Genomic DNA, 20086 nt, shown 5'->3' with positions numbered 1-20086 from the left:
GTAGAGGGGGCGTGAAGCGGATGCAGGCTTTCGCGTGGAACTGCAGGAACCAGACTCTGGATGCCAAGGGAGAAGCTGAAGCGACCAAAATCGCGAGGCGAGAGCACCAATGCCAAAGTCTGGGGCGGACCGACTCGTAAGAGCTTTGAAGGCTCTGTAATGGGGGCCGGAGCAAAGGGTCGGAACAGGACGGTTGTGATCATGGACCAACTGGAGACAGGATGAATACGACGATCACGATAAACAAGCCGTTTAGCATCGATAAGAGAAGTGTGGTTCGGGCTTATAAAGCGGTTAAATCCAAACGTGGTGCGGCTGGCGTGGACGGGCAGACGCTCGGGGAGTTCGATAAAGATCTGAAGGGCAACCTTTATAAGATCTGGAATCGGATGAGCTCGGGCAGCTACTTTCCACCGTCAGTGCGTGCAGTCTCCATTCCGAAAAAGGGGGGAGATGGCGAAAGGATTCTGGGTGTCCCGACCGTCGGCGATCGCATCGCGCAGATGGTTGTTGCGCAGTACCTTGAACCGATTCTTGATCCACTTTTTCTTCCAGACTCCTATGGTTACAGACCGAAGAAATCGGCCCTGGATGCTGTGGGTGTTACGCGCGAGCGGTGCTGGAAGTATGATTGGGTTTTTGAATTCGACATCAAAGGACTATTGGATGTTGCGTCATACTACACCTTCAGTGTTTTTGAGAGGGTCGAAGAGGTCTGGAGCAACTGCAGGGACTTGAATTCGTATGCCTTTTGCCCGTCCGCGATAGACATGAACGGCCTTAAGCTCGCCGCGCTTTACACGTTGCAAGATGGTTTGCCGCGAGACGCCGAGTAGATTCATGGCCTTGAACATCTTCACGTAACCTTCGGGCGCGCTCTCCACAAAGCGCGACCGCAACTCGTCATTGATACGGATGCGCCACGGCGCACCAGGTGTGATCTGCTCTCCGGCAATGAAGCCATCGTTGAGGCAGCGATGCAAAGTAGAGGGTGCGATCCCGAGAGCGCGTGCTGCTTTCTCGATCGTCATGCACTCGCCGTCCTGCACTTGCTGTTTCGGCTCGAAGCACGGGATCTCCCAGTGCGTCCGCAGGCTCGACACACGATTTGCCGTAAACGACAGTCCTGTGGCCGTTGTACGGCCTTGGCGATTGAGGATGCCGGCGATCTTGGTGTCGGGATAATGTGCAGCTAGTCGCCGCAGCAGATCGATCGTATCGTCGGCGGTGCGGATCGGCGATGGATGCGAGTGCGGCAATGGGACATTAACGTCACTGAAGAGACCGCCGCGCCAACGCAGCGTCAGGTGAGCGTTGTATTTATCGCGCTCAACTCTCAAGGTGACATCGTCGAGCAGCGTGCGGAGCAACTCCTTGCGATCGCGATCGCTCGTCGTGGGAGCTAACCAGATACGCTTGATGTCTTTACCGAGTGCAAGGATCGCGTCGCGTTCTTCCTGCGTAAGCGAGCGCAGTCGGGCATGTTCGCGGTCCGAGAGTTCGGATTCGGCAGTCTTGAGTTCCAGCAGAGCGCTTTCCCATTCTGCTTCGAGTCCACGCGCGACGAGTCTATTCTCCGGGTCCACGGCGCGATAGCGTCGCTCGGCGCGCTGCGCGTTGTAGCGCGCACGCTCGACGTCGCGACGGAACTGCGCGAGAGTCGTCTCGTGATCGGCGTCGAATTGCTCGATCGCCTGGAGCGAGGCTTCCAGGCCTGCGGGCGCGAGAGCCGCAAGGAACGCTTCGGCGACAGCCACATCGATCTGCACACCGCCGATGTTGAGGCAGTACTCGCCCCGGCCGTTGACGATGTTCTTGCCGGCGCAGTGATATCCGGGCGCCGAGAACCGGCCGCTGTAGTGTACGGCCAGGCGCCGACCGCAGTGTCCGCATACGGCGAGGCCTTGCAGGAGTGCTGCGCCTTCTCTCACGGCACCCCCGCTCTGGTGTGGTCGAGGACGGATGTTCTGCGCCAGGCGCCTCTGGTTCGCCTCGAAGTTATTCCACTCGATGTATCCGGCATGATGGTCACGAATGAACACCGGCCACTGCTCGCGGTCGCGTTGTCTGATGCGCTTTCGGATTCGACCGCCCGCATCGAGATAGCATGTCTGCTGGGTGCGGCCATACACATAAACGCCGGCATAGAACGGGTTGGTGAGGACCTGGTGGATCTTTGTGTAAGTGGGGGCGACCCAGCGGAGATCGACAAGGCTGTTGGAGTGCAGCGGAAAGCGCAGGCCCTGCGAGCGGAACCACAGCCACACGCGTCGTGCCGAGCCGAATTCGGCAAAGCGGTCGAAGACAGCATGGATCGCGGCTTGCACCGACTGGTCAGGATGCAACAGCACCTCCCCGTCGGCGTCGCCCCGTACCAAGCCCACCGGCAGCCCGCGGTGCAGTTCTCCGCGTGCGGCCTTGTTGCGGATGCCACCGAGCAGGCGCGCACGCAGCACATGCAGCTCTGCCTCTGACATCGTACCTTTGAGCCCGAGCACCAGGCGGTCATTGAACAAGCCCGGATGATACGATCGATCATGTTGATACCTTCATTTGTTTGCTCTCGGGTCGAAAACGAGGTGATCTCGAGCTCCTGTTTTAAGCTCTCGCAATGCGACAATGCTGGCTTCCGTATCAGGAAAGAGGAATCGCTTGTCCCAAGGATCGCGCTGGATATCAATGGTGCCGCTGCGGATACGTCGCTTGATCCAAGAACTCGAAACTCCCAAACGCTTTGCCATTGCGGTCACCGGCAGCCAGCCAGCAATGTGACGAGCACGCGTTGCGACGCCGTCCTGCAGTACGCGATGGCGCTGCCGCACGATCTGAACGGTTCGTACTGGAACATAATTTCGGCGCGGTGAGCGGTGCCCCTCCTGGGTCAAGGTGTTGGCGATTTCGGCATCATCGAAACCCTGGCGGGCCAGCTCAAGGATCCGTGCTTGCATCTCAGTCCCTCGAGTTAGAGCATGCAGGGCATGGACCCTCGGCTCGACTTCCAATTCGGATATCTCGCCACCACACCAGACGATCCGGACCGCGATTCGATCGCGCGTGATGCGGTGGAGAACAACCTTGTCAATCAGCGTTCGTAATAACTGCTTCTTATCTGCCCGGCTCACATCAGGCCGCCGCCAGAGCTCAGGCAAGTGTGGACCAAGCGCAAGAAACTCATTCTGCTCCTCTGGGGTCAACATGGCTGATTTGCTCTTCGTGGCTCGGCGGGTGGTCAGCGCCTCTTCAGCCTGCCGGAGTTCGCGTAACGCTTTTTCCCATCGTCGCTCCAGCTCAGCGGCGATGAGGCGATTGTCAGGATCGACCCGATTATACTGTCGTTCGGCCAGGAGCGCCTGATAGCGCAGTCGCTCAACCTGCTGCTCTTCGGCGCGATCAAGCGCTTCGTCAGTCTGCTGCCGCGCATTGAGCGCACGCCTCCAGGCCTCCACCTCAGCGGGAGCGATCGCTGCAAAGAATGCAGCCACCACCTGTGCGTCGATCGGATCGGCGGGAAGATGCTGGCATAGCGTCTTGCCTTGGTGGTTCAACAGGGCATTGCAGACGTAGCGAGACCCGCCCTTGTATTGTATCGACATCTTGTGGCCGCACCGGCCGCACCAGGTGATGCCCTGCAAGATAGCGGCCCCCTCTCGGGGCACGCCACGCGTTTGATTGCGTTGGTATTCGGCATGGTTGTCGCGCAACATGGCCTGGATCCGCTCAAAGCCATCCCAATCGATGTATGCAGGATAGCGGTCCTTTACTACTACCTTCCACTCTGCCATTGGGCAGCGGGCCGTCTTCAGTTTACCACTTGCATAGGTCGTGCGGCAGGACCTGGTACGGCCATAGACGAAAGCGCCAGCATAGGCCGGATTCCTCAAAATTCCGGAAATCATGCTGGCCGATGGTGTCCGCCACGCAATATCGCCGAACCGGTCCCGCCGCGGTATGGAGAGCGCACGATCTCGGAATGACCGGATTACCTTGCCTACGGAGCCTCCCTCCAGAAACGTCGTGAAAACCAGTGATATCCGCTGCTGCACCTCCCTGCTTGGATCCTTCGATGCCACGCCATTGGCGTCACGTTCCAAACCCGCCGGTAACAGTAACGTCAACTCGCCGCGCTCGGCCTTGGCGCGCAGCCCCGCCGTCAGACGACCGCGCAGAGTGTGCAACTCCACTTCGGAGATTGTGCCCTTTAAGCCGAGTAACAGGCGCCCATTGGTTGAGCCAGGATCGTAGACGCCGTCGCGATCCGCAATGAGGCATTGCCGGTAGCCGCACAGATCGAGTAGCGGGTACCAATCAGAGCAGTTGCGCGCGAGACGCGTCACCTCGTAGGAGAGAATGATTCCGATTTCACCCAACGTGACGCGAGCGATAACGTCCTTGAAGCCCTCGCGATGCGCTGCTGTCGATCCACTCAATCCAAGGTCGGCATCAACGACATCAACATTGGTATCATCCCAACCGAGATCGGTGGCTCGCTGTCGCAGTGCATACTGCAGTCGCAGGCTCTCCTGGTTGGTCATCACCTGATGAGGCGTGGACTGCCGAATGTAAATTACGGCTCTGCGACACAGGTGGCTCCCCGTCACGAGATCCGACCTCATGGCTCTCCTCCCAGCGAACCACGCGAGCTCGCCAATTTTGATTCGGAGCCGTGCCCTAAAGAATCATTTGTCGGCTGATTCGCCAAGCTCGTCAGCACCACTTCTCTTGAAAGCCGAAGCAAGTCTCGAATGCTTTCGAGCGAAAGCTTGCTTGACGGGACAGACAGCCGCTCGCCATAGAGGTTGGTTGCTGCAGCTCGAACTCTCAGCAAAATGCCGTCGCGATAATGAACGAGAACGCAGCCGCCGGGTCGGAGCGAGCTTCCGGCCGATACCAAATCAAAGCACCGTCCGTATAGTGGATGGGTTGGGTCGGTTACGGTAATCTGCTCCAACTGATCAGATGGCTCCCGAATAGGGGCATCATGCGGTGTGGTCGTAAATCCCATCTCCATCACCGATGAGCGTGTGGGTCAGGCCACATAGATCGAGCAGACGGTACCAATCAGCATTATTGCGCGCTAGTCGCGAGACTTCCAAGCCGAGCACGATGCCAACCTGGCCGAGGCCGACCTCCGCGGTCATACGCGCGAAGCCGGTGCGCTCGGAAAGGCCGGAACCGGAAATACCGAGGTCCTCATCGATGACCTTCACCTGATCGCGTCGCCAACCAAGCCGCGCGGCGCGTTCGGCTAACTCGTACTGACGGGCAGTGGACTCGCGATTATGCTCGACCTGCGTCGTACTGGACTGACGCACGTAGACGATTGCGCATCGGCGTAGGTGCTCAGCGGTGATCTTGCTCAGTTCGTTCATCGTTGTGATCTCCGGCAGTGGCGATTGCTCGGGCGATTAGTCGGGCGAGTCGCAGCACGAGATGTGCGCGCTGCTCTTTATCGAGGGCCTCCCATACGGGTACGGCCCCGCGCTGGGGTGGTGGGTCGAGAAAGCTTAGCTGCTGCATGGCTGTCCTCCGATTCCGGTGGCAGGACAGTATGCGCGGCATCCAATTGCCGCAGCAAAGCGTCGACGATCGTCCGGGCGTGCAGCAGCTCGGCGTGGGAAGCCAGGAATGCCGCTCGAGCGCATTGCGGGCTTGCACGCGGTAAATGTTGTGCGATAGGCAGATCTGTCCACGCGGCCGGTACAAGGGCACGGGTACCATCGGGCAGTACAAGCGTCAGATGAAGTTCGCCGCGTCGATGACACCAGCCAAGCACATTAAGCGCAGATCCCTCGAAGGGATGGCGCGACCGAACGATGGTTACCTGATCGGGATAGTCGTCGAGATGATGAGCGCGGTGGTGGGTAATCTGTCGAGTAGTCTTTCGGGAGTCTCGATCATGATCGGGTCCTCCGGTTTGTCGAACATCGAGTCGGTGATCCGCGCCTGATCAGCTTGATCCGGCGCTGGTTGAAAGCGGGCGTCTTGGAAGACGGAGCGGTGCACCCGAGCGAACAAGGAACGCCACAAGGCGGATCGATCAGTGTACTTTTGAGCAACCTCTACCTTCATTACGTTCTCGACCTCTGGTTCGAACGCGTGGTGAAGGGTCGGTTGCGGGGCGAAGCCCGACTGGTGCGCTATATCGACGACTTTGTGATCTGCTTCCAATATCGATCGGACGCCATCCGCGTACAGGAGGCCTTGCGTCTTCGGTTGGGGAAGTTCGGCCTCACTCTAGAGCCGACCAAGACCAAGTTGGTCGAGTTTGGTCGGTTCGCGCAAAGACACGCGGGCAAACGCGGCAGAAACCGCCCGGAAACAATCTACTTTCTGGGTCTGACGCTCTATTGCACGCGAAACCAAAAAGGCAACTTCAAGGTTGGGATGCGCACCGAGAAATCTCGGCTAAAGCGCAGCCTTATGTCTCTGCAGGAGCTGATGCGGCGAATACGGCATTACAAGATCAGTGACCAGGCCGGTGAAATCAACGTCGTCCTGCGCGGCCACTATGCCTATTACGGCGTCGCCGGAAATCTCCGGAGTCTCGTAAAAGTTTATCGGGCCGTGGAGCGTTACTGGCGCGGAATGCTGCGCAGCCGCAGCTGGGCAGGCCGACGCCTCACTTGGGACGCCTTCAACCAAATCAAAGAACGGACACCGTTGCTGAAGCCTAAGCTGCGCCTCCCTTATCGGGAGCTGCAAGCGCTTGCAGTGCTGTGAACCAACTGTCGAAGAGCGTCGGTGCGGGAAATCCGCACGCCACGTTCTGTGGGAACCGGGGGCGGGCGACCGCCTCCGGTGACCCGGTGGGTGGCGTCGCGAGACGTCCCCCTATCCCGATCAACCGTTCTTATGTGTCGGACGAGATTATGTGGCGGAGGTGTGTTTCGGCGTGTTGGGGTGGACGGCCCCCGACGGCATCGATTGTGCCAGAATGAGGTCGTTGCAGATCTCAGACAAAGGAGACCGTCCGTGGAACAGATTAGCCGAATCGGCATGGATACGTCGAAGCGTTTTTTCCAACTTCACGGGGTGAACGCCGCCGAGAAGGTGGTTTTGCGCAAGAAGTTGCGGCGCAAGGAGATGGTTGAGTTCTTCGAGAAGCTTGCGCCGACGGTGATCGGGATCGAAGCCTGCAGCGCCTCCCACCATTGGGCGCGGCTTTTGCGGTCGTTCGGCCATGAGGTGAAGCTGATCGCGGCTCAACTGGTCAAACCGTATGTAAAGCGCAGCAAGAACGATACGGCTGACGCCGAGGCGCTTTGCGAGGCGATGAGCCGGCCAACGATGCGTTTTGTGCCGGTAAAAACTGCCGAGCAACAGGCGGCCCTGATGCTGGTCAGCCTGCGCGATCGGCTCATCCGCAATCGCACGCAATTGTCGAATGCCATCCGCGGCTATGCCGCCGAGTTTGGCTTTACCGCCGCCAAAGGGATGGTGCACCTCGATCCGCTGTTCGAACACATTCAAGCGGATGAGAGCGTGCCCGACCTGGCTCGCGAGCTGTTCGCGGCCCAGGCTGAAGAATATGCTCAGTTGCAGGCGCAAATCGCCGAAGTCGCCGCCAAGCTCATGGCTTGGCACAAGGCTGATGAATGCAGCCGACGTCTCGCCAAGATCCCTGGCGTCGGTCCGATCGGCGCGGCGCTGTTGATGATGAAGACCCCGGCGCCTGAGCTATTCCGGTCAGGGCGCCAGTTTGCGGCCTGGATCGGATTGACGCCGAAGGATCATTCTACGGCCGGCAAGGTCAGGCTCGGCGCCATCACCCGGGCCGGCGATGAAGCTTTGCGCGCCGTGCTGGTGTCGGGGGCCACCGCCGTGATCAGGCATGCTGTTCGCTGCGGAGGACGCGCCTCGCCCTGGCTCCTCGACCTTCTCAAGCGCAAGCCGCCGAAGCTGGCCGCCGTAGCGTTAGCCAATAAGATGGCCCGTATCGCTTGGAAACTGATGGTCACGGGCGAAAACTACGCCATGACATCCGCGCGCGTCGCTCCGGCGGGCGCGGCATAGAGATCAGCCAGGCACGGGGAGCAACTTAACTGCAACCGTGCTGAGCCGATGCCGGAACTTGCAAGGTGACAAGCAGATGGTGTGATCGATCGATCCTAGACACAAGATACTCCGTGGACCCCATTGACCCCGCAAAGGTCGCCGGCGTGTTTGGAACTCGCGTCGCGGAAACCATCTTGGCCAGCGTTCATGTGCGAGCGCGACAACACGGACATATGGACGCAAGCGATCTGATCAAAACACTGCAAAAAGACCCTTGTGAGGAGAGGGCCGTCCACATATGGGGTCTCAACCATGATCGGCGTGGGGGTCCCATCATTTCAATTCAATGAAATCAATGGCCTGAAGCGGTCCCGACGCCGCCGATGGGGGTCATTTTTCGATCAGCATTCACAAACGACAAGGCCGCGCTCGCGGCGCAGGGCGAGAAGGGTCTGCTTGCGCTACTCGCGGTCTCCTATAGCGGCACGACGACGGACGCCTATGCACAATCGGTCGCCGATTGGCTCGTCCAGGCAAGGCACCCGCGGTTCAATCGTCCCTATAACGAGCTGGTCTATCAGCCGATGCTGGAGCTGCTCGCTTACTTGCGCGCCAACGGCTTCAAGACCTTCATCGTGTCCGGCGGCGGCGTCGAGTTCATGCGGGTGTGGGCCGACAAAGCCTACGGCATACCGCCCGAGCAGGTGGTCGGCTCCTCCGGCGTCACGCAGTTCAAGATTGGCGCCGATGGAAATCCGGTCCTGATGAAACTGGCGAAGATCGACTTCGTCGACAACGGTCCCGGCAAGCCGCCGGGCATCAATCGCTTCATCGGCCGCCGCTCGATCCTCGCCTTCGGCAACTCGGACGGTGACCAGCAGATGCTGCAATGGACCGCGGCAGGACCGGGCGCGCGCTTCCTCGGCATCGTCCACCACACCGACGCGCAGCGCGAATATGCCTACGACCGTCAATCGAAGGTCGGAAAGCTCGACAAGGCCTGGGACGAAGCCGTGCAGCGCGGCTGGACCGCTGTCGCGACTAACTTGATCCCTGCTCTTTCCTACCGCGCTCAATGAGCAAGTTATGGTGGTTCACGGCGGCCACAATACCCGGTCCTTCCAAGATGTCAGTAAGCCGCCAAGCCGGGATTACTCCCATCATTCCCGTATCGGATCGAACATGCATGTTAGGGACGGCGGGACTGCCAGTCACGCTGTTGATCACCGGCACCGTGTCGTAGATATGGCAATAATCGATGCCCAGAAGCCAAGGTCCTAACTGATAGTAGTTCTGCCTTTTCTGATTGTACCCGACCATTTTGAGAAATTCTGGCATCTGCTCTTTGATGTCATCGGATAGGTTCGGATTGACGATGGGCGGCGGACCTGGAGCCGGAGGAATAGTGAGAAAAACGGCAGAGCCACTATAGCCCGGGATAGAACGAGCCTCGATCAAATAGCTTTCCTGCGCAATTCCGTCATCCAAAACAATTGGATCCGCTGGCATTTGCGCAATGGCACCAAATCGAACAGACGGAATATTGCGCGTCTTCCCTTCGCGGCTGGTAAAGCGACCAACAACGAATGTGTCGTCGCCGACGCCCACATCATATTGTTCGATCATCTTCTTGGTGAGAAATGCATCGCTTGAGATGCTGCTGATCTGGTGCAGCGTCGTATAAATGCCAATCGGGCAGACCGCTATATCGTCACCATCCGGATGGTAGTGCCACTTCGCGCCGTCGAGCGGGATGATATCGAACTTGCCATCCGGCGTGTTCACGCGGACGGTGGCCGAGCCTCCGTCTACGACATGCCTGTTGGTGACAACGCACAGCAGTTCCATGTTGGCCGGCCCCAGTCGGATACCGACAAAAAAACCACTCCCGCCCTGTTTCACGCCATCCTCTGCCTCCGCTTCCGAGGGGTAGAGGTACGCCACCGAATTTAGGAAACGGTCGACAATGCGGGGCATTTCAGGCTTCTCAACAAGGTACGGGTATCCCTGCCTTGACAGGCGGAGACCCATTTTGAGGACCGTACCCATGGTCATAGCCTTACTCCTTGTCGTCAAGGCGGTAAATTTGCCCTACCGTCCGCTTAAAACGTTGGCCCCGACGGGATTGCACGTCGGGGCCATTCAAGATCATCGGGCCGGTTACCTCCGCCGTACCTTCCGATCCTTGATGTCGCTGATTGCCTCACGTGCGATCTGTGTAAGTCATGACGGGGCGGAGGCATCTGCGTGATAGTTGGCGGCCAGCTCGCCGGATTGAGCTGACCGCTTATACCGGCGGATGATCTTTACATTCTTGATCCACCGGATCGCGTGAGCAGGCCGAAACGGCGCCGCCACGCGATACGGATCTTCTTTGAGCGTTCGTAGCGCAATTGACGCGCAGTCATGCGAGCGCGAATGCGGTCAATTTCACTGTGACCCTTGAGGGAGGGCATCGCAGCAGCGATCTTCACCGCAACTGAGTTCGGCAGGTGGGTTGGATCATTCCCAACCCAACCGTCAATTCGGGTCAGCGTCCGGTACGGCTCAGCGCCGGGTGGCGCGAATTTCATGAGCTTTCTCCAGATTGCGAGAAGTTAGAACCATTACGATACAAATGCCTTCGGCCGCTTCACGGGATTATAGGTGAAGTGCGGTTCCTGCGGCTGAGCGGGTTCGGGCGCTTGTGCCTGATCATCGCTGCGCGGCAGCGTGGCTGGTGCCGCGCCAGCGACTACCGCATCAGCATGCGCGCGCAAAAGTGTGCTGACTAAGTCCAGCGCCGCAGGCACCTCCGCGCGACAGATCGCCATGAACTTGTCGAGCCCCAGGGCGTCATACACAATCGGAACGGCCTGGTGTGTGTGTTCGGACAGGCGCTCCGCAGCGCGGTTGAATTCTGTGCCGACCTCGGTCAACTTCCGAACGAGCAGTTCGATCTCGGCGGCGGTCTCAGCGCGCACCTTGCACCTCAAATCCCTATTGAAATTGGTGCTGGCGATCGGATGCCCCGATTGGCTCCGCCGCGGTTGTCTGTCGCGCCGCCCATTTCATCCGCAAAGCCGGCATCAGCGTGCCACGAGCCGGTTCGCATGTCCTACGGCACAGTTGTGTGCAGCGCCTGCTAAACGCCAATTTCCCCCTGAAGCTTATCGGCGACTACGTCGGCCACCGCAGCGCCTCGTCCACGCAGATCTATGGGAAGATCGCCGTCGAACAGCTGCGTGAGGTTGCATTGGGCAATGGGGAGGATGTGCTGTGAGCTCCGATGCACATTTTAGTTTTCTCGGCCGCGAGATCGAGGAAATCCTCGCCCACAAACGCTCTTTGCGACGGCGCTATGTTGTCGAAGAGAAGACGCTCGCGCTGTTCGATGCCTACCTGTCGAAGAACGAACAAAATTGGTAGCCTTAGTGAGGTAACCCCGGCAGGCGTCATCGAGAGCCGGCGCCTGCCGGGTTCTGGCGCAGGCCCGAGCCCAGACTGATTAATGATCGGCTCGGAGGGATCGCTCGGGATCATCATAGAAGCGTGGATGCGCCTGCAGACGCGACCGACATTCCGGGAGGGAACGGCTGTCTTGTTCGACGATGTCTTCAAGGCGGCCGAGGCAGTGAGGGTGATCTCACAAGCTTGGCTCTTTCCTGCCAATGTCCGGCTGCTGGATTCGCGCGAGGCCTTCAACAATGGGTTCGGTGACCGGCAACGGTCCGTTGTTGTGCTCGCCTTCGAGAACGCCGATCACCCCGTCGACGCGTGGATGGACCGTGCGCTAGCAATTACAAAGGACTTCGTCGGTAATTCGATCGCGATGATGCAAAGAGCGGCAGCGGACACCGCGCCGGTGCAGCCGAGGCCTGGCGCAACGCCTTTATCCGCATGCCGCACTACATGAAAATCGCCGTAGAGCTGGGGATCATCACCGATACCTTTGAGAGCGCCATCACCTGGGAGCGATTCCCCGAATTCTACAAAGCGATCGTCTCGGCCACGGAGGACGCCTGCCTCAAGGCGAGCGGCCATAAAGGCAGCGTGTCTTGTCGCTTCACCCATTGCTACCCGGATGGGCCCGCATCGTATTTCTCGTTTCAGGCAAAGGGGCGGTACGGCGCACTTGCCGAACAGTGGCTGGAAATCAAGAGTAGCGCGCTTGATGCAGTGATCACTCATGGCGGAACGGTGACGCATCACCACGCGGTCGGACGTGATCACATGCCATGGTACTGTCGTCAGCGGCCCGACCTTTTTGCTTCTGCGCTGCAGGCAGCGAAGGATCGCCTGGACCCGAAGGGACTTTTGAACCCGGGCGTGCTCCTGGCGGCACGGTCCTGAACCGAAGGCGATCGCTTTCGTTCACTGTCCGCTGCGCGCGAAGCCGCGGCGGGCATCAGAGAAACACCAGCATCACGGCTCTCGACCGCCGTCAACTGCACCATCGGAAGCCGCTGGTCGGTCGGTGGCCTGCTTCTTCCATAACGTCTCATTTGCGGATCAGCTGCCGATCGCGACACGCGGGCAATCTCGGATCGCCTCAAGCATATACGCCGCGCAGGGCACAGCCACTCAGCCACGCGACCTTCGCCTTGAAGCCCGGGGTGTGGTTCCGGCGGGTTCTTCTCCTCATTATCGCTCCTGATTCGCAGGCACAGCGTGCCCGCTGTCAGGCAGAAACTCCAATTATCGCCCTGTGCAGAATTCCGGGGCCGGCACTCCCGCGATTAAAGAACATCGACTATTCATTGCTGCGGGTGGCCTTCTCGATCGGCCAGTACCAACCCTCGTCGATACATGAAATTTGAGCCGCTAAACGGGCCGAGCGACATCCCGAGAACTGGCTATTCCAGCAGCTCTCACAGACTCCCAGCCGAGTTCGGGATTGAACGGCCGCGCCGGGAGCGGCCCAACTACGGCACCTCCCTGAGACCCGAGATGTTGATCTGGAGACGCCATCGGAAGTATCCTAGCACCGAGCAGGCCTTGTTCAAGACCATGAAGTTCAGATCGCAAGCCGCCACGCCATCGGCCAACACTTGGCTCCGCCAGAAATGGTCGTCGATGCTTTGGTTACCCGGCTGCAACAAATTCTCGAAGTTGGGCGTCGCGACGGTCAAGGCTTGGCGCAGGACAAGCTCAAAGGGGGAAAGGACATCAGCGTGTTCCTGCGCGATCCCATAAAACAAGACGATATGCTCACCTCTCAAGGCCAAGGCATTTCCACGGATGCGCAGATGGACGCCAGGCGTGACGGCCAGACCGAGATGGCCGTCATTGCTCGCGAGCGGCCCGCCATCGCGCGCGGCCAGGATGTAGAGATGCTCACTGTTGACGCGTACAGGCGCATCGGGCGAGAGACTGACATTCGGATACCGTGACAGCAGTGTCTCTGCGTCTACGATGATGAGAACGGCAACGTGAGACTCGGAGCACTGTCTCTTGGTTGAGGGTCTGTCTTTGGCCATTGCTGTTTCCCTTCCTCCCGACCGCGGGATGCTCGGCAACCGCGGAGCTTGCCAAGTGCTTGGGGCCGGCCGAACTGGATGGTGCTGACTGGCGGATCGGTCTCATTCGAGAGCGACGCGAAAAAAACGACAGCTGGTCGAGAAGGCCGATCCGCCAGGGACGACGGGTGAGGTCGGCACCCGTTTGGACTGCAAGCTCCGCACCTTACCACTTCTTCATGCCACCCTCGGAGTCGACGGTGGTTGGGATCATGGCCGTTGCCCCGCCGCGCCGTTCCTTCGATGCCTTGATGATCATTCGCATCAATTGTGGATGCTGATGAATGGATCCCACGAGAAGTATCCCAACGCGCTGCAATTGCGATCGACGACCATGAAGTTGAAATGGTAGGTGACTCGTCCGATAGCCACAGTTTCCGAGGACCAATAGTAATTGGCGATCGTCTGACATATCGGCACGGACGGATTGCTAGGATTGGGATGCGCGAACGAGGCCTCCGCCTTCCGCAGGGTCGGCGTCGAGAGCAGCTCGTTCCCTACGTTTCCGATGAAGCGGTAGAAGATCACTGACTTCTCGAATCCAAGGGAGAGGCTGGTCTCGCGCCAACGAATCAAATCCCCGACCTGGGCCTTCAGGTCGAGCTCGCCGCCCGCTTGCCCACTGATCACGTTGTCCTGATTGGTGATCATGTAGACATGGCGGAAATCAATGAGAGTGGGGCTGTCCGGTTTTTTGCTCGGATTCGGGTACTTCTGAAGAATGGATTCCGTATCAAAGGCAACAAGAACGTCTGTGACTCTGGACATGATGCTTCTCCATTGCGAAGAGGAATGTTCAGCTTTCGCCGAGCTCAACCCATCGTTGTAGACCATTGCGATGGCTGATAACGCCGTTCGTTGAGTTGCGCTGCTTCGACCGGTTCATCAGGACTTGGCTTGAGCTTCCGCGAGCGGTCCATTCGCGTGATCATAGGATGATTTCTAATCAGGCCGCGCGCGTGCAGGAGAGATGCACTTGCCGTGCCAAAGTGGAGGGAATCAATTGGAGAGCGACAGGATGGCAGCTCTAGTGGTTCATCACAGTGATTTTGACGTTTTGATGCCGAGCCATTGGAGGATGGGCAAGTTTTCGGGTGGCAAGAGGATCTCGATGCTTCGTGCGACGCCAGGCTTGCGACGAATGAACCCGTTGCGTTCGAGGGTGACGATCATCTGGTGAACTGACGGTGGGCTGACGCGGAAGTGGCGCTGGATGTCGGCCTCGGCGGGCGGCTGTCCGAACATGTACGAATAGGTATGGATGAAAGCGAGATAGTGCCCCTGCTTCTCGGTGAAGTGCACGCCTGATTTTTGACTCATAGCTGGATTCGTCCCGGCCTCCGACAAGGAGGCGAAGCATGAATGTACGTTATCGGGTGGAATTGAGCCAAGTCGAGCGGGACGAACTGACGGCGATGCTCGGCGGCGGCAAGCATGCCGCCCGCAAACTCAAACGGGCTCAGATTTTGCTGGCGGCCGATGGGGACAGTTCTGACGCAGAGATTGCCCGAACCGTCCGGGTCAGCCTCTCCACTGTCGGCCGGACCAAGCGCCGCTTCGTGGAAGGCAATCTGGAGCGGGCCTTGAGCGAGGAGCCGCGTCCGGGCGCAGAGCGCAAGCTGACCGGCAAAGAGGAGGCCCTGCTGGTGGCGACCGCATGTGCCAAGCCGCCAGCTGGCCGCAAACGCTGGACGCTGACACTGCTGGCCGACACGATGGTCAAGCTCACCGATCACGACAGCCTGTCGGGCGAAACCGTGCGCCGCCGGCTCACCGAGAACGATCTCAAGCCCTGGCGCAGGGACATGTGGTGCATTCCCCAGGTCGACGGCGAGTACGTCGCCCGCATGGAGGACGTGCTCGATCTCTACGCCGAGGCGCCGGATCCCGAGCGGCCGCTGCTTTGCTTCGACGAGACCCCCGTCCAGCTGATCGGCGAGGTGCGCCAGCCGATCCCGGCCCAACCGGGACAGCGCGAGCGATACGATTACGAGTACCGCCGCAACGGCACCGTCAATCTCTTCGTCACCTTCGATCCGCATCGCGGCTGGCGCAACGTCCAGGTCACCGAGCGCCGCGCCGCCGTAGACTACGCCCACTGCATGCGTGAGCTCGTCGACGTCCATTATCCCGATGCCGCCTGCATCCGGGTCGTGCAGGATAATCTGTCGATCCATACCGCCGGCGCGCTATATCAGGCATTTGCGCCTGCCGAGGCCCGTCGCATCCTGCGCCGCCTCGAGTTCCACTATACCCCGAAACACGCCAGCTGGCTTAATATGGTCGAGTGCGAGATCAGCGTGCTGCAGCGCCAGTGTCTCGGCCGTCGTATCGACGATCCCAAAAGGCTCCGAAAAGAGATCGCAGCATGGCAACGGCAGCGAAACAAAGTCCGAGACCGCATCAAATGGATGTTCACAACCGACAAAGCCCGCGCCAAACTCGGTCGCGCCTATCCGGTTGCTCCCAAAGAGTCAAAACCACAGTGATGAACCACTAGCTGCCATGTCGCATTCCTGAAATCGTCCAATGCGGACCGCGATAATTTCCCGAGAGCAATCAGCCACCCGCCCGACAACAGTTTCCTCTTTCCCACACTCAACAGGGGGCTCGTCCACAGGCACTATGCAACACGGGCAGAAGCCTCACGATATCGAGGGCGTCGTCACTCCCCATCTCGATTCTGGAGCGCTCAGCCGTGGGAGTACTGTAACCAGTGGCTCTGAGCAGGGTAATGTGCCGTATGGATGACAGCTTTCGGTCTTCGTGTTATCCAACTCCGTCGTGTGGGCGCGCATACCACCCCCTCGAGAATGCAGTTAGGCATCGCCGTCACGCGCAAGATGTTCATGTTGTCGCGTTCATGCGTGTCGGACTTAAGACGTTTGGCGGCAAGCGGCCGCAAACGGGCCGCGATTTCACGGTCACGTTACGAAGAAACTGGTTTCGCTCTCGACGCGCGGCCCGCAAAGCGGGGCACGCTACTATTGAAATAGAATAGTGCACCGGCAGCCGTAAACATATCCCGAGAACTTCTGGAAACGGTCCGTGAAGAGCGCCTCACTGAAGGAAGAGCTCCGGCCGTACCAGCGACGATGGCCTCAGCCCTGCAGAAGTAGACCTCGACAGGAGTGAGATTGCCTGCCAGCGTGTCTGGCGCCGAATGTCCTTTAGCACTTGGTCTGCAAGTGCTTTGCCCGGGCCGGATTTCTGCTTCATCTTCGCTCCTGATCGCTACGATGAACCAGAAATCCTCCCTCCGCAAATCCCTTTAATTTGTCTCACAAGACCTGACGGCGAACAAGGTCCTCCACGCCGCGCGCCGTGTCTGGCGGCGCGCCGATCGTGTCGCGTGAAAGATCCGGGCACAGCACGAGCTTGCCCTCGAGACCGCCCGCCTCGAGCCGGCGGTGAGCTTCGGCGACCTCGTCGAAGGCGATCCGCTCGGCGACGCGCGGCCGGATGGCGCCAATTGCCAAGAGCCTGAACAGCCGTTCCAGGTCGTCCTTGAACCAGGTAGGGTGTCGCGCTCGCATCGCATTGACCGAGTAAAAGCGAGCGCGCTTGCCGCTGGGCAACAGTCTCCACAGGCACAGGCGCGCGATCTCCATCAGGATGTGGAACATGCGACGCTGTGCCTGCACGCTCGCAGAGAAGCCGATGGCGCAGAGCAGGCCACCTGGCTTGAGCGCTGCGTATGAGCGGCGATAGCCGTCTTCGCCAACTCCATCGACGACGACGTCGAATCCGTCCGGCACGACGCGCGTGAAGTCCTCATGTTCCCAGTCGATCGGCGTTGCCCCCAGCTCTCGGACGAGCGCCATGTGCTCGCCGCGCACGGTACCCCACAGCTCGAGACCGGCCAGCCGTCCAAGCATGAGCAGCGCCTGGCCGACGGCACCAGCGGCACCGTGGACCAGCAGGCGCTGGCCTCGCTGCACCCGGGCCGCGCGGTGCAGAAGCTGGTACGCGGTCGTCCAGCTCAAGATCAGAGTGGCCGCCTCCGCCGCGTCTACGCCTGTCGGCACGCGGGCCACGTCGTTCGCCCGAAGTGTACGATAGTCAGCGTTTGACCCGACCACCGTCATGTCGGCCACGCGGTCGCCAATCTGAAGATCGTGCACGCCTTCACCGAGCTGATCGATTTCCCCGACGACGTCGTAGCCCATTACGAACGGCGGGCAGAGGCGCATCGTTTGCGGGTATAGATGGCGTCTGATCAATACCTCGGTGTAATTGAGGCTTGACGCAAGTACACGGACCCGCACCTCTCCCCGACCAGCGGTCGGCAGGGGAGCGTCGATCACCTCCAGCCTCTCGGGATCACCGAAGCGGCTGACTTGAACAACTCGATTGCGCGGCTTGATCATGGGTGATCTCCCTGCAATCTCGTAATCCAGCGCAAGCATAGCACCGGTCCGCAGCTATTCTGCGGTCTCATCGTTACGTGACAAAGAATATTGCTGACCTGAAGTTCTGCCTTGATCTGGCTCAAATCAGCCGGTCCGACGCTGTCGCACTAGTCAAGCCAGTCCGCTTCTGTTGGCGCCAAAGCGGGCATGCGGCCGTCCGCGGTTGAAGGCAGCTTCTGACCCCGTGCGGACATTACAGTTGGTGCGCCGGGAGACCGGCAAGGAGTAGGTGGTGGAAGTCCACTGCAATGAAGGAATAGCGATCCACATCGGCCCCGAGCCGTGCTGTTCGCCGTCAGGGCCTGTGAGACAAATTGAATGGTTTTGTGGAGGGAGGATTTCTGGTTCATCGTAGCCACCAGGAGCGAAGATGAAGCAGAAATCCGGACCGGGCAAAGCGCCGGCAGAACAGGTACTGAAAGACATTCGGCGGCAGACCCGCCGGCACTATTCGGCGGAAGAGAAGATCCGCATCGTGTTGGAAGGATTGCGCGGCGAGGAGAACATCTCCGAGCTGTGTCGCCGCGAGGGCATTGCCGCCTCGATGTATTACGGCTGGTCCAAGGAGTTCCTCGAGGCCGGTAAGCGTCGCCTGGCGCTTTCAATTACCCACAATTTTGGGTCCGATCGTGGCGCCCAGCTCGATGTCGGTTAACCGCGATAGCCCGCGCCAGATCACGGTATTTCCTGGAGGCGGATCGCTGGCACGCGCTAAGTACCCTCCAAGCCGCGCGATCTTGACGACATAACGCGAGAGCGTGCTTCGTCGAGAGCGATCGCCACCTCTGTCTTTCACCAAGTGATCAAGAAGCCTGATTTCGGGATCTGTCAGCGCCGTCTGCGGTAGGGTATTCGGCGAGGAACGATTGAGCATCGTCATCCAGAAGACACGCCAACTCACAATGCAAAATACCGCGATCAGATTGACCAGACGCTCAGCGGTTCGCAATTTCGACTCCTCCGCCTTGCAGCCCGATTTGAGGATCTTATGGAAGACTTCGATCTTCCACCTCAACGCGTACCATCCGAGCTTCTCAATAGCGTCCTTGCGCGATTGGACCGGGAGATCAGTGAGGAGCTTCCACTCGATCTTCTTTCGCCGCTTCGGCGTTCCCCGCTCTTGAGCATGGATCACGGTTAGAGTGAGTGCGGGATATTTCTTCTGCTTGCCGATCGGCGGCAGAATTCGAAGCTTGCGGAAACGAATTTCGAGAAGCGCTTCATCCGGATCGCCTTTGTCGTCCTTGACCTCGATCCGATGTAGGCCTTTGACCGTAACCTCGTCCATTTCGTCGGCAATTGTATGATTGCCGTCTCCGGCAAGCCGATCAACACAGGTTCGCACCAGGAAATGCGTTCCAACCTCCTCGGCGAGGCAAAACAGCTCATAGATGTCGCTCTCGCGATCACCGATATGAACACATCGTCCAGGGGCCGCGAGAAGGTCGGTCGATTGCCGTAAATTCTCCAGCCAGCGGATGCTCTCCTTCCGCTCGATCGGAACACGTGTCGGATTGATCTTTCGCTTCAGCGCCGTCGTCCCCTTGAACTTCTTGCGTGTCCAGAACTTGATTGCCGTCAGTCCGAGCGGTAGCCCCTCGGTCGTCACGGCGAGGCTCGAATGCATCAGGATGCCGCACTGTGTACGTACCGCTGTAGGACCTCCTCTGTGTGTTCCAAGGCCGGTCAAGCCCGTAAAGCCAATCAGTTCCGGCCTGTCGCGCTTGAAGCTGAATTCCGTCGTGTCATGGAGCACAAGGATCGGCCCCTCCGTCGTCGTCACGCGACCGCGCGTCGCTTCGAAATGACCGCAAAGAATATCCGCCTCGTTGACCCGCTCGTTGGACAAGAAGCGATAGGCGGCCTTGGTGTTGGCCCAATCCTGACAAACCAGCGGGATGCTCTGACCCATGTCGCTCCCGATTTGTGCGAGCAGTTTGCCGAACCGGCGGCCAAGCCGCTCATCCTTAAACTCGCATCCCGCAACTTCTCGATCAACCCACGTCTCGATACCGGTCCTCGATCGCGGAGCACGCGCCTTCGCGCGCTCCTTCAATACAAAGCCCATCGAGCACCCCGCGCTTCCGAATCAAGTGCTCAACAAGGAATCACAACAGATTCTGCCGATTCAAGATTTTGTCCCGGGAGCGTCGTCTAAATCGGCCGTCAACTGTGGGTAAT

17 protein-coding genes and 5 pseudogenes are annotated in these 20086 nt (G+C 59.3%); 11 read left to right on the top strand and 11 right to left on the bottom strand.

Features of this window, described 5'->3' with window-relative positions; translation table 11 throughout:
* Positions 1-221: 221 nt before the first annotated feature.
* A pseudogene (locus NLN62_RS51060) lies at positions 222-668 on the top strand (reverse transcriptase domain-containing protein); the annotation flags it as partial.
* A gap of 6 nt (positions 669-674) precedes the next feature.
* Here the strand turns inward: NLN62_RS51060 and NLN62_RS51055 are convergent.
* The 3 genes and pseudogenes from NLN62_RS51055 to NLN62_RS51045 form a co-directional block, all read right to left on the bottom strand.
* A complete protein-coding gene (locus NLN62_RS51055; protein ID WP_254114230.1) occupies positions 675-2516 on the bottom strand; it encodes a recombinase family protein in 1842 nt (613 codons plus the stop codon).
* A 33-nt stretch (positions 2517-2549) separates the two neighbouring features.
* Positions 2550-4613 (bottom strand): recombinase family protein, encoded by a 2064-nt coding sequence (locus NLN62_RS51050; protein ID WP_256575945.1) that lies wholly within the window; start codon positions 4611-4613, stop codon positions 2550-2552.
* 375 nt (positions 4614-4988) lie between these two features.
* A pseudogene (locus tag NLN62_RS51045) lies at positions 4989-5369 on the bottom strand (recombinase family protein); the annotation flags it as partial.
* A 368-nt stretch (positions 5370-5737) separates the two neighbouring features.
* Between NLN62_RS51045 and NLN62_RS51040 the strand changes: the two are divergent.
* The 4 genes and pseudogenes from NLN62_RS51040 to NLN62_RS51025 form a co-directional block, all read left to right on the top strand.
* Entirely contained in the window at positions 5738-5947 is a 210-nt protein-coding gene (locus tag NLN62_RS51040) for a hypothetical protein (RefSeq protein WP_254104199.1), read from the top strand.
* Positions 5941-6720, top strand: a pseudogene (locus NLN62_RS51035) (reverse transcriptase domain-containing protein); the annotation flags it as partial. The gene NLN62_RS51040 and the pseudogene NLN62_RS51035, both read left to right, overlap by 7 nt.
* A gap of 252 nt (positions 6721-6972) precedes the next feature.
* On the top strand, positions 6973-8013 hold the full coding sequence (locus tag NLN62_RS51030; RefSeq protein ID WP_254106570.1) for an IS110 family transposase: 1041 nt from the start codon (positions 6973-6975) through the stop codon (positions 8011-8013).
* A gap of 398 nt (positions 8014-8411) precedes the next feature.
* A pseudogene (locus NLN62_RS51025) lies at positions 8412-9074 on the top strand (HAD family hydrolase); the annotation flags it as partial.
* Here the strand turns inward: NLN62_RS51025 and NLN62_RS51020 are convergent.
* The 3 genes from NLN62_RS51020 to NLN62_RS51010 all read right to left on the bottom strand — a co-directional run bounded on the left by NLN62_RS51020 (position 9037) and on the right by NLN62_RS51010 (position 10958).
* Positions 9037-10050, bottom strand: a complete 1014-nt coding sequence (locus NLN62_RS51020) for a serine protease (RefSeq protein WP_254114229.1) — start codon at positions 10048-10050, stop codon at positions 9037-9039. The pseudogene NLN62_RS51025 and the gene NLN62_RS51020 overlap by 38 nt on opposite strands.
* Before the next feature lie 251 nt (positions 10051-10301).
* Positions 10302-10568 carry a hypothetical protein gene (locus NLN62_RS51015; protein ID WP_254114228.1) on the bottom strand — a complete coding sequence of 89 codons (267 nt, stop codon included), beginning with the start codon at positions 10566-10568 and terminating at the stop codon, positions 10302-10304.
* Positions 10569-10601: 33 nt separating this feature from the next.
* On the bottom strand, positions 10602-10958 hold the full coding sequence (locus tag NLN62_RS51010; protein WP_254114227.1) for a hypothetical protein: 357 nt from the start codon (positions 10956-10958) through the stop codon (positions 10602-10604).
* Between the two features lie 50 nt (positions 10959-11008).
* On the opposite strand from NLN62_RS51010, the gene NLN62_RS51005 reads away from it, so the two are divergent.
* The 4 genes from NLN62_RS51005 to NLN62_RS50990 all read left to right on the top strand — a co-directional run bounded on the left by NLN62_RS51005 (position 11009) and on the right by NLN62_RS50990 (position 12327).
* A complete protein-coding gene (locus tag NLN62_RS51005) occupies positions 11009-11257 on the top strand; it encodes a tyrosine-type recombinase/integrase (protein WP_371933183.1) in 249 nt (82 codons plus the stop codon).
* Positions 11254-11403: a hypothetical protein gene (locus NLN62_RS51000; protein WP_254114225.1), complete on the top strand. Its 150-nt coding sequence runs from the start codon at positions 11254-11256 to the stop codon at positions 11401-11403. Before NLN62_RS51005 ends, NLN62_RS51000 begins: the two co-directional genes overlap by 4 nt.
* Before the next feature lie 172 nt (positions 11404-11575).
* Entirely contained in the window at positions 11576-11890 is a 315-nt protein-coding gene (locus NLN62_RS50995) for a hypothetical protein (RefSeq protein WP_254114224.1), read from the top strand.
* Positions 11887-12327: an FAD-linked oxidase C-terminal domain-containing protein gene (locus NLN62_RS50990; protein ID WP_254114223.1), complete on the top strand. Its 441-nt coding sequence runs from the start codon at positions 11887-11889 to the stop codon at positions 12325-12327. The genes NLN62_RS50995 and NLN62_RS50990 overlap by 4 nt, the downstream gene beginning before the upstream one ends.
* A 572-nt stretch (positions 12328-12899) precedes the next feature.
* Here the strand turns inward: NLN62_RS50990 and NLN62_RS50985 are convergent.
* The 3 genes from NLN62_RS50985 to NLN62_RS50975 form a co-directional block, all read right to left on the bottom strand.
* A complete protein-coding gene (locus NLN62_RS50985; RefSeq protein WP_254114222.1) occupies positions 12900-13454 on the bottom strand; it encodes an AidA/PixA family protein in 555 nt (184 codons plus the stop codon).
* A 303-nt stretch (positions 13455-13757) separates the two neighbouring features.
* Positions 13758-14261 carry an inclusion body family protein gene (locus NLN62_RS50980; protein WP_254114221.1) on the bottom strand — a complete coding sequence of 168 codons (504 nt, stop codon included), beginning with the start codon at positions 14259-14261 and terminating at the stop codon, positions 13758-13760.
* Between the two features lie 270 nt (positions 14262-14531).
* Entirely contained in the window at positions 14532-14813 is a 282-nt protein-coding gene (locus NLN62_RS50975) for a LexA family transcriptional regulator (protein ID WP_254113978.1), read from the bottom strand.
* Between the two features lie 38 nt (positions 14814-14851).
* Between NLN62_RS50975 and NLN62_RS50970 the strand changes: the two genes are divergently transcribed.
* Positions 14852-15982, top strand: a complete 1131-nt coding sequence (locus NLN62_RS50970; protein WP_254113977.1) for an IS630 family transposase — start codon at positions 14852-14854, stop codon at positions 15980-15982.
* A 792-nt stretch (positions 15983-16774) separates the two neighbouring features.
* Here NLN62_RS50970 and NLN62_RS50965 read toward each other — a convergent pair.
* Positions 16775-17863 carry a medium chain dehydrogenase/reductase family protein gene (locus NLN62_RS50965; protein ID WP_254114220.1) on the bottom strand — a complete coding sequence of 363 codons (1089 nt, stop codon included), beginning with the start codon at positions 17861-17863 and terminating at the stop codon, positions 16775-16777.
* Positions 17864-18275: 412 nt separating this feature from the next.
* On the opposite strand from NLN62_RS50965, the pseudogene NLN62_RS50960 reads away from it, so the two are divergent.
* Positions 18276-18503, top strand: a pseudogene (locus NLN62_RS50960) (transposase); the annotation flags it as partial.
* A gap of 3 nt (positions 18504-18506) precedes the next feature.
* Here NLN62_RS50960 and NLN62_RS50955 read toward each other — a convergent pair.
* Positions 18507-19973, bottom strand: coding sequence for an IS4 family transposase (locus tag NLN62_RS50955; RefSeq protein ID WP_254114048.1), 1467 nt, complete (start codon positions 19971-19973; stop codon positions 18507-18509).
* Between the last annotated feature and the right edge of the window lie 113 nt (positions 19974-20086).

It is taken from the genome of Bradyrhizobium sp. CCGUVB23 (assembly GCF_024199885.1).
GTDB lineage: Bacteria > Pseudomonadota > Alphaproteobacteria > Rhizobiales > Xanthobacteraceae > Bradyrhizobium.
Note: the sequence above shows the minus strand (reverse complement) of the source record. Positions and strands in the feature narration are given on the sequence as shown.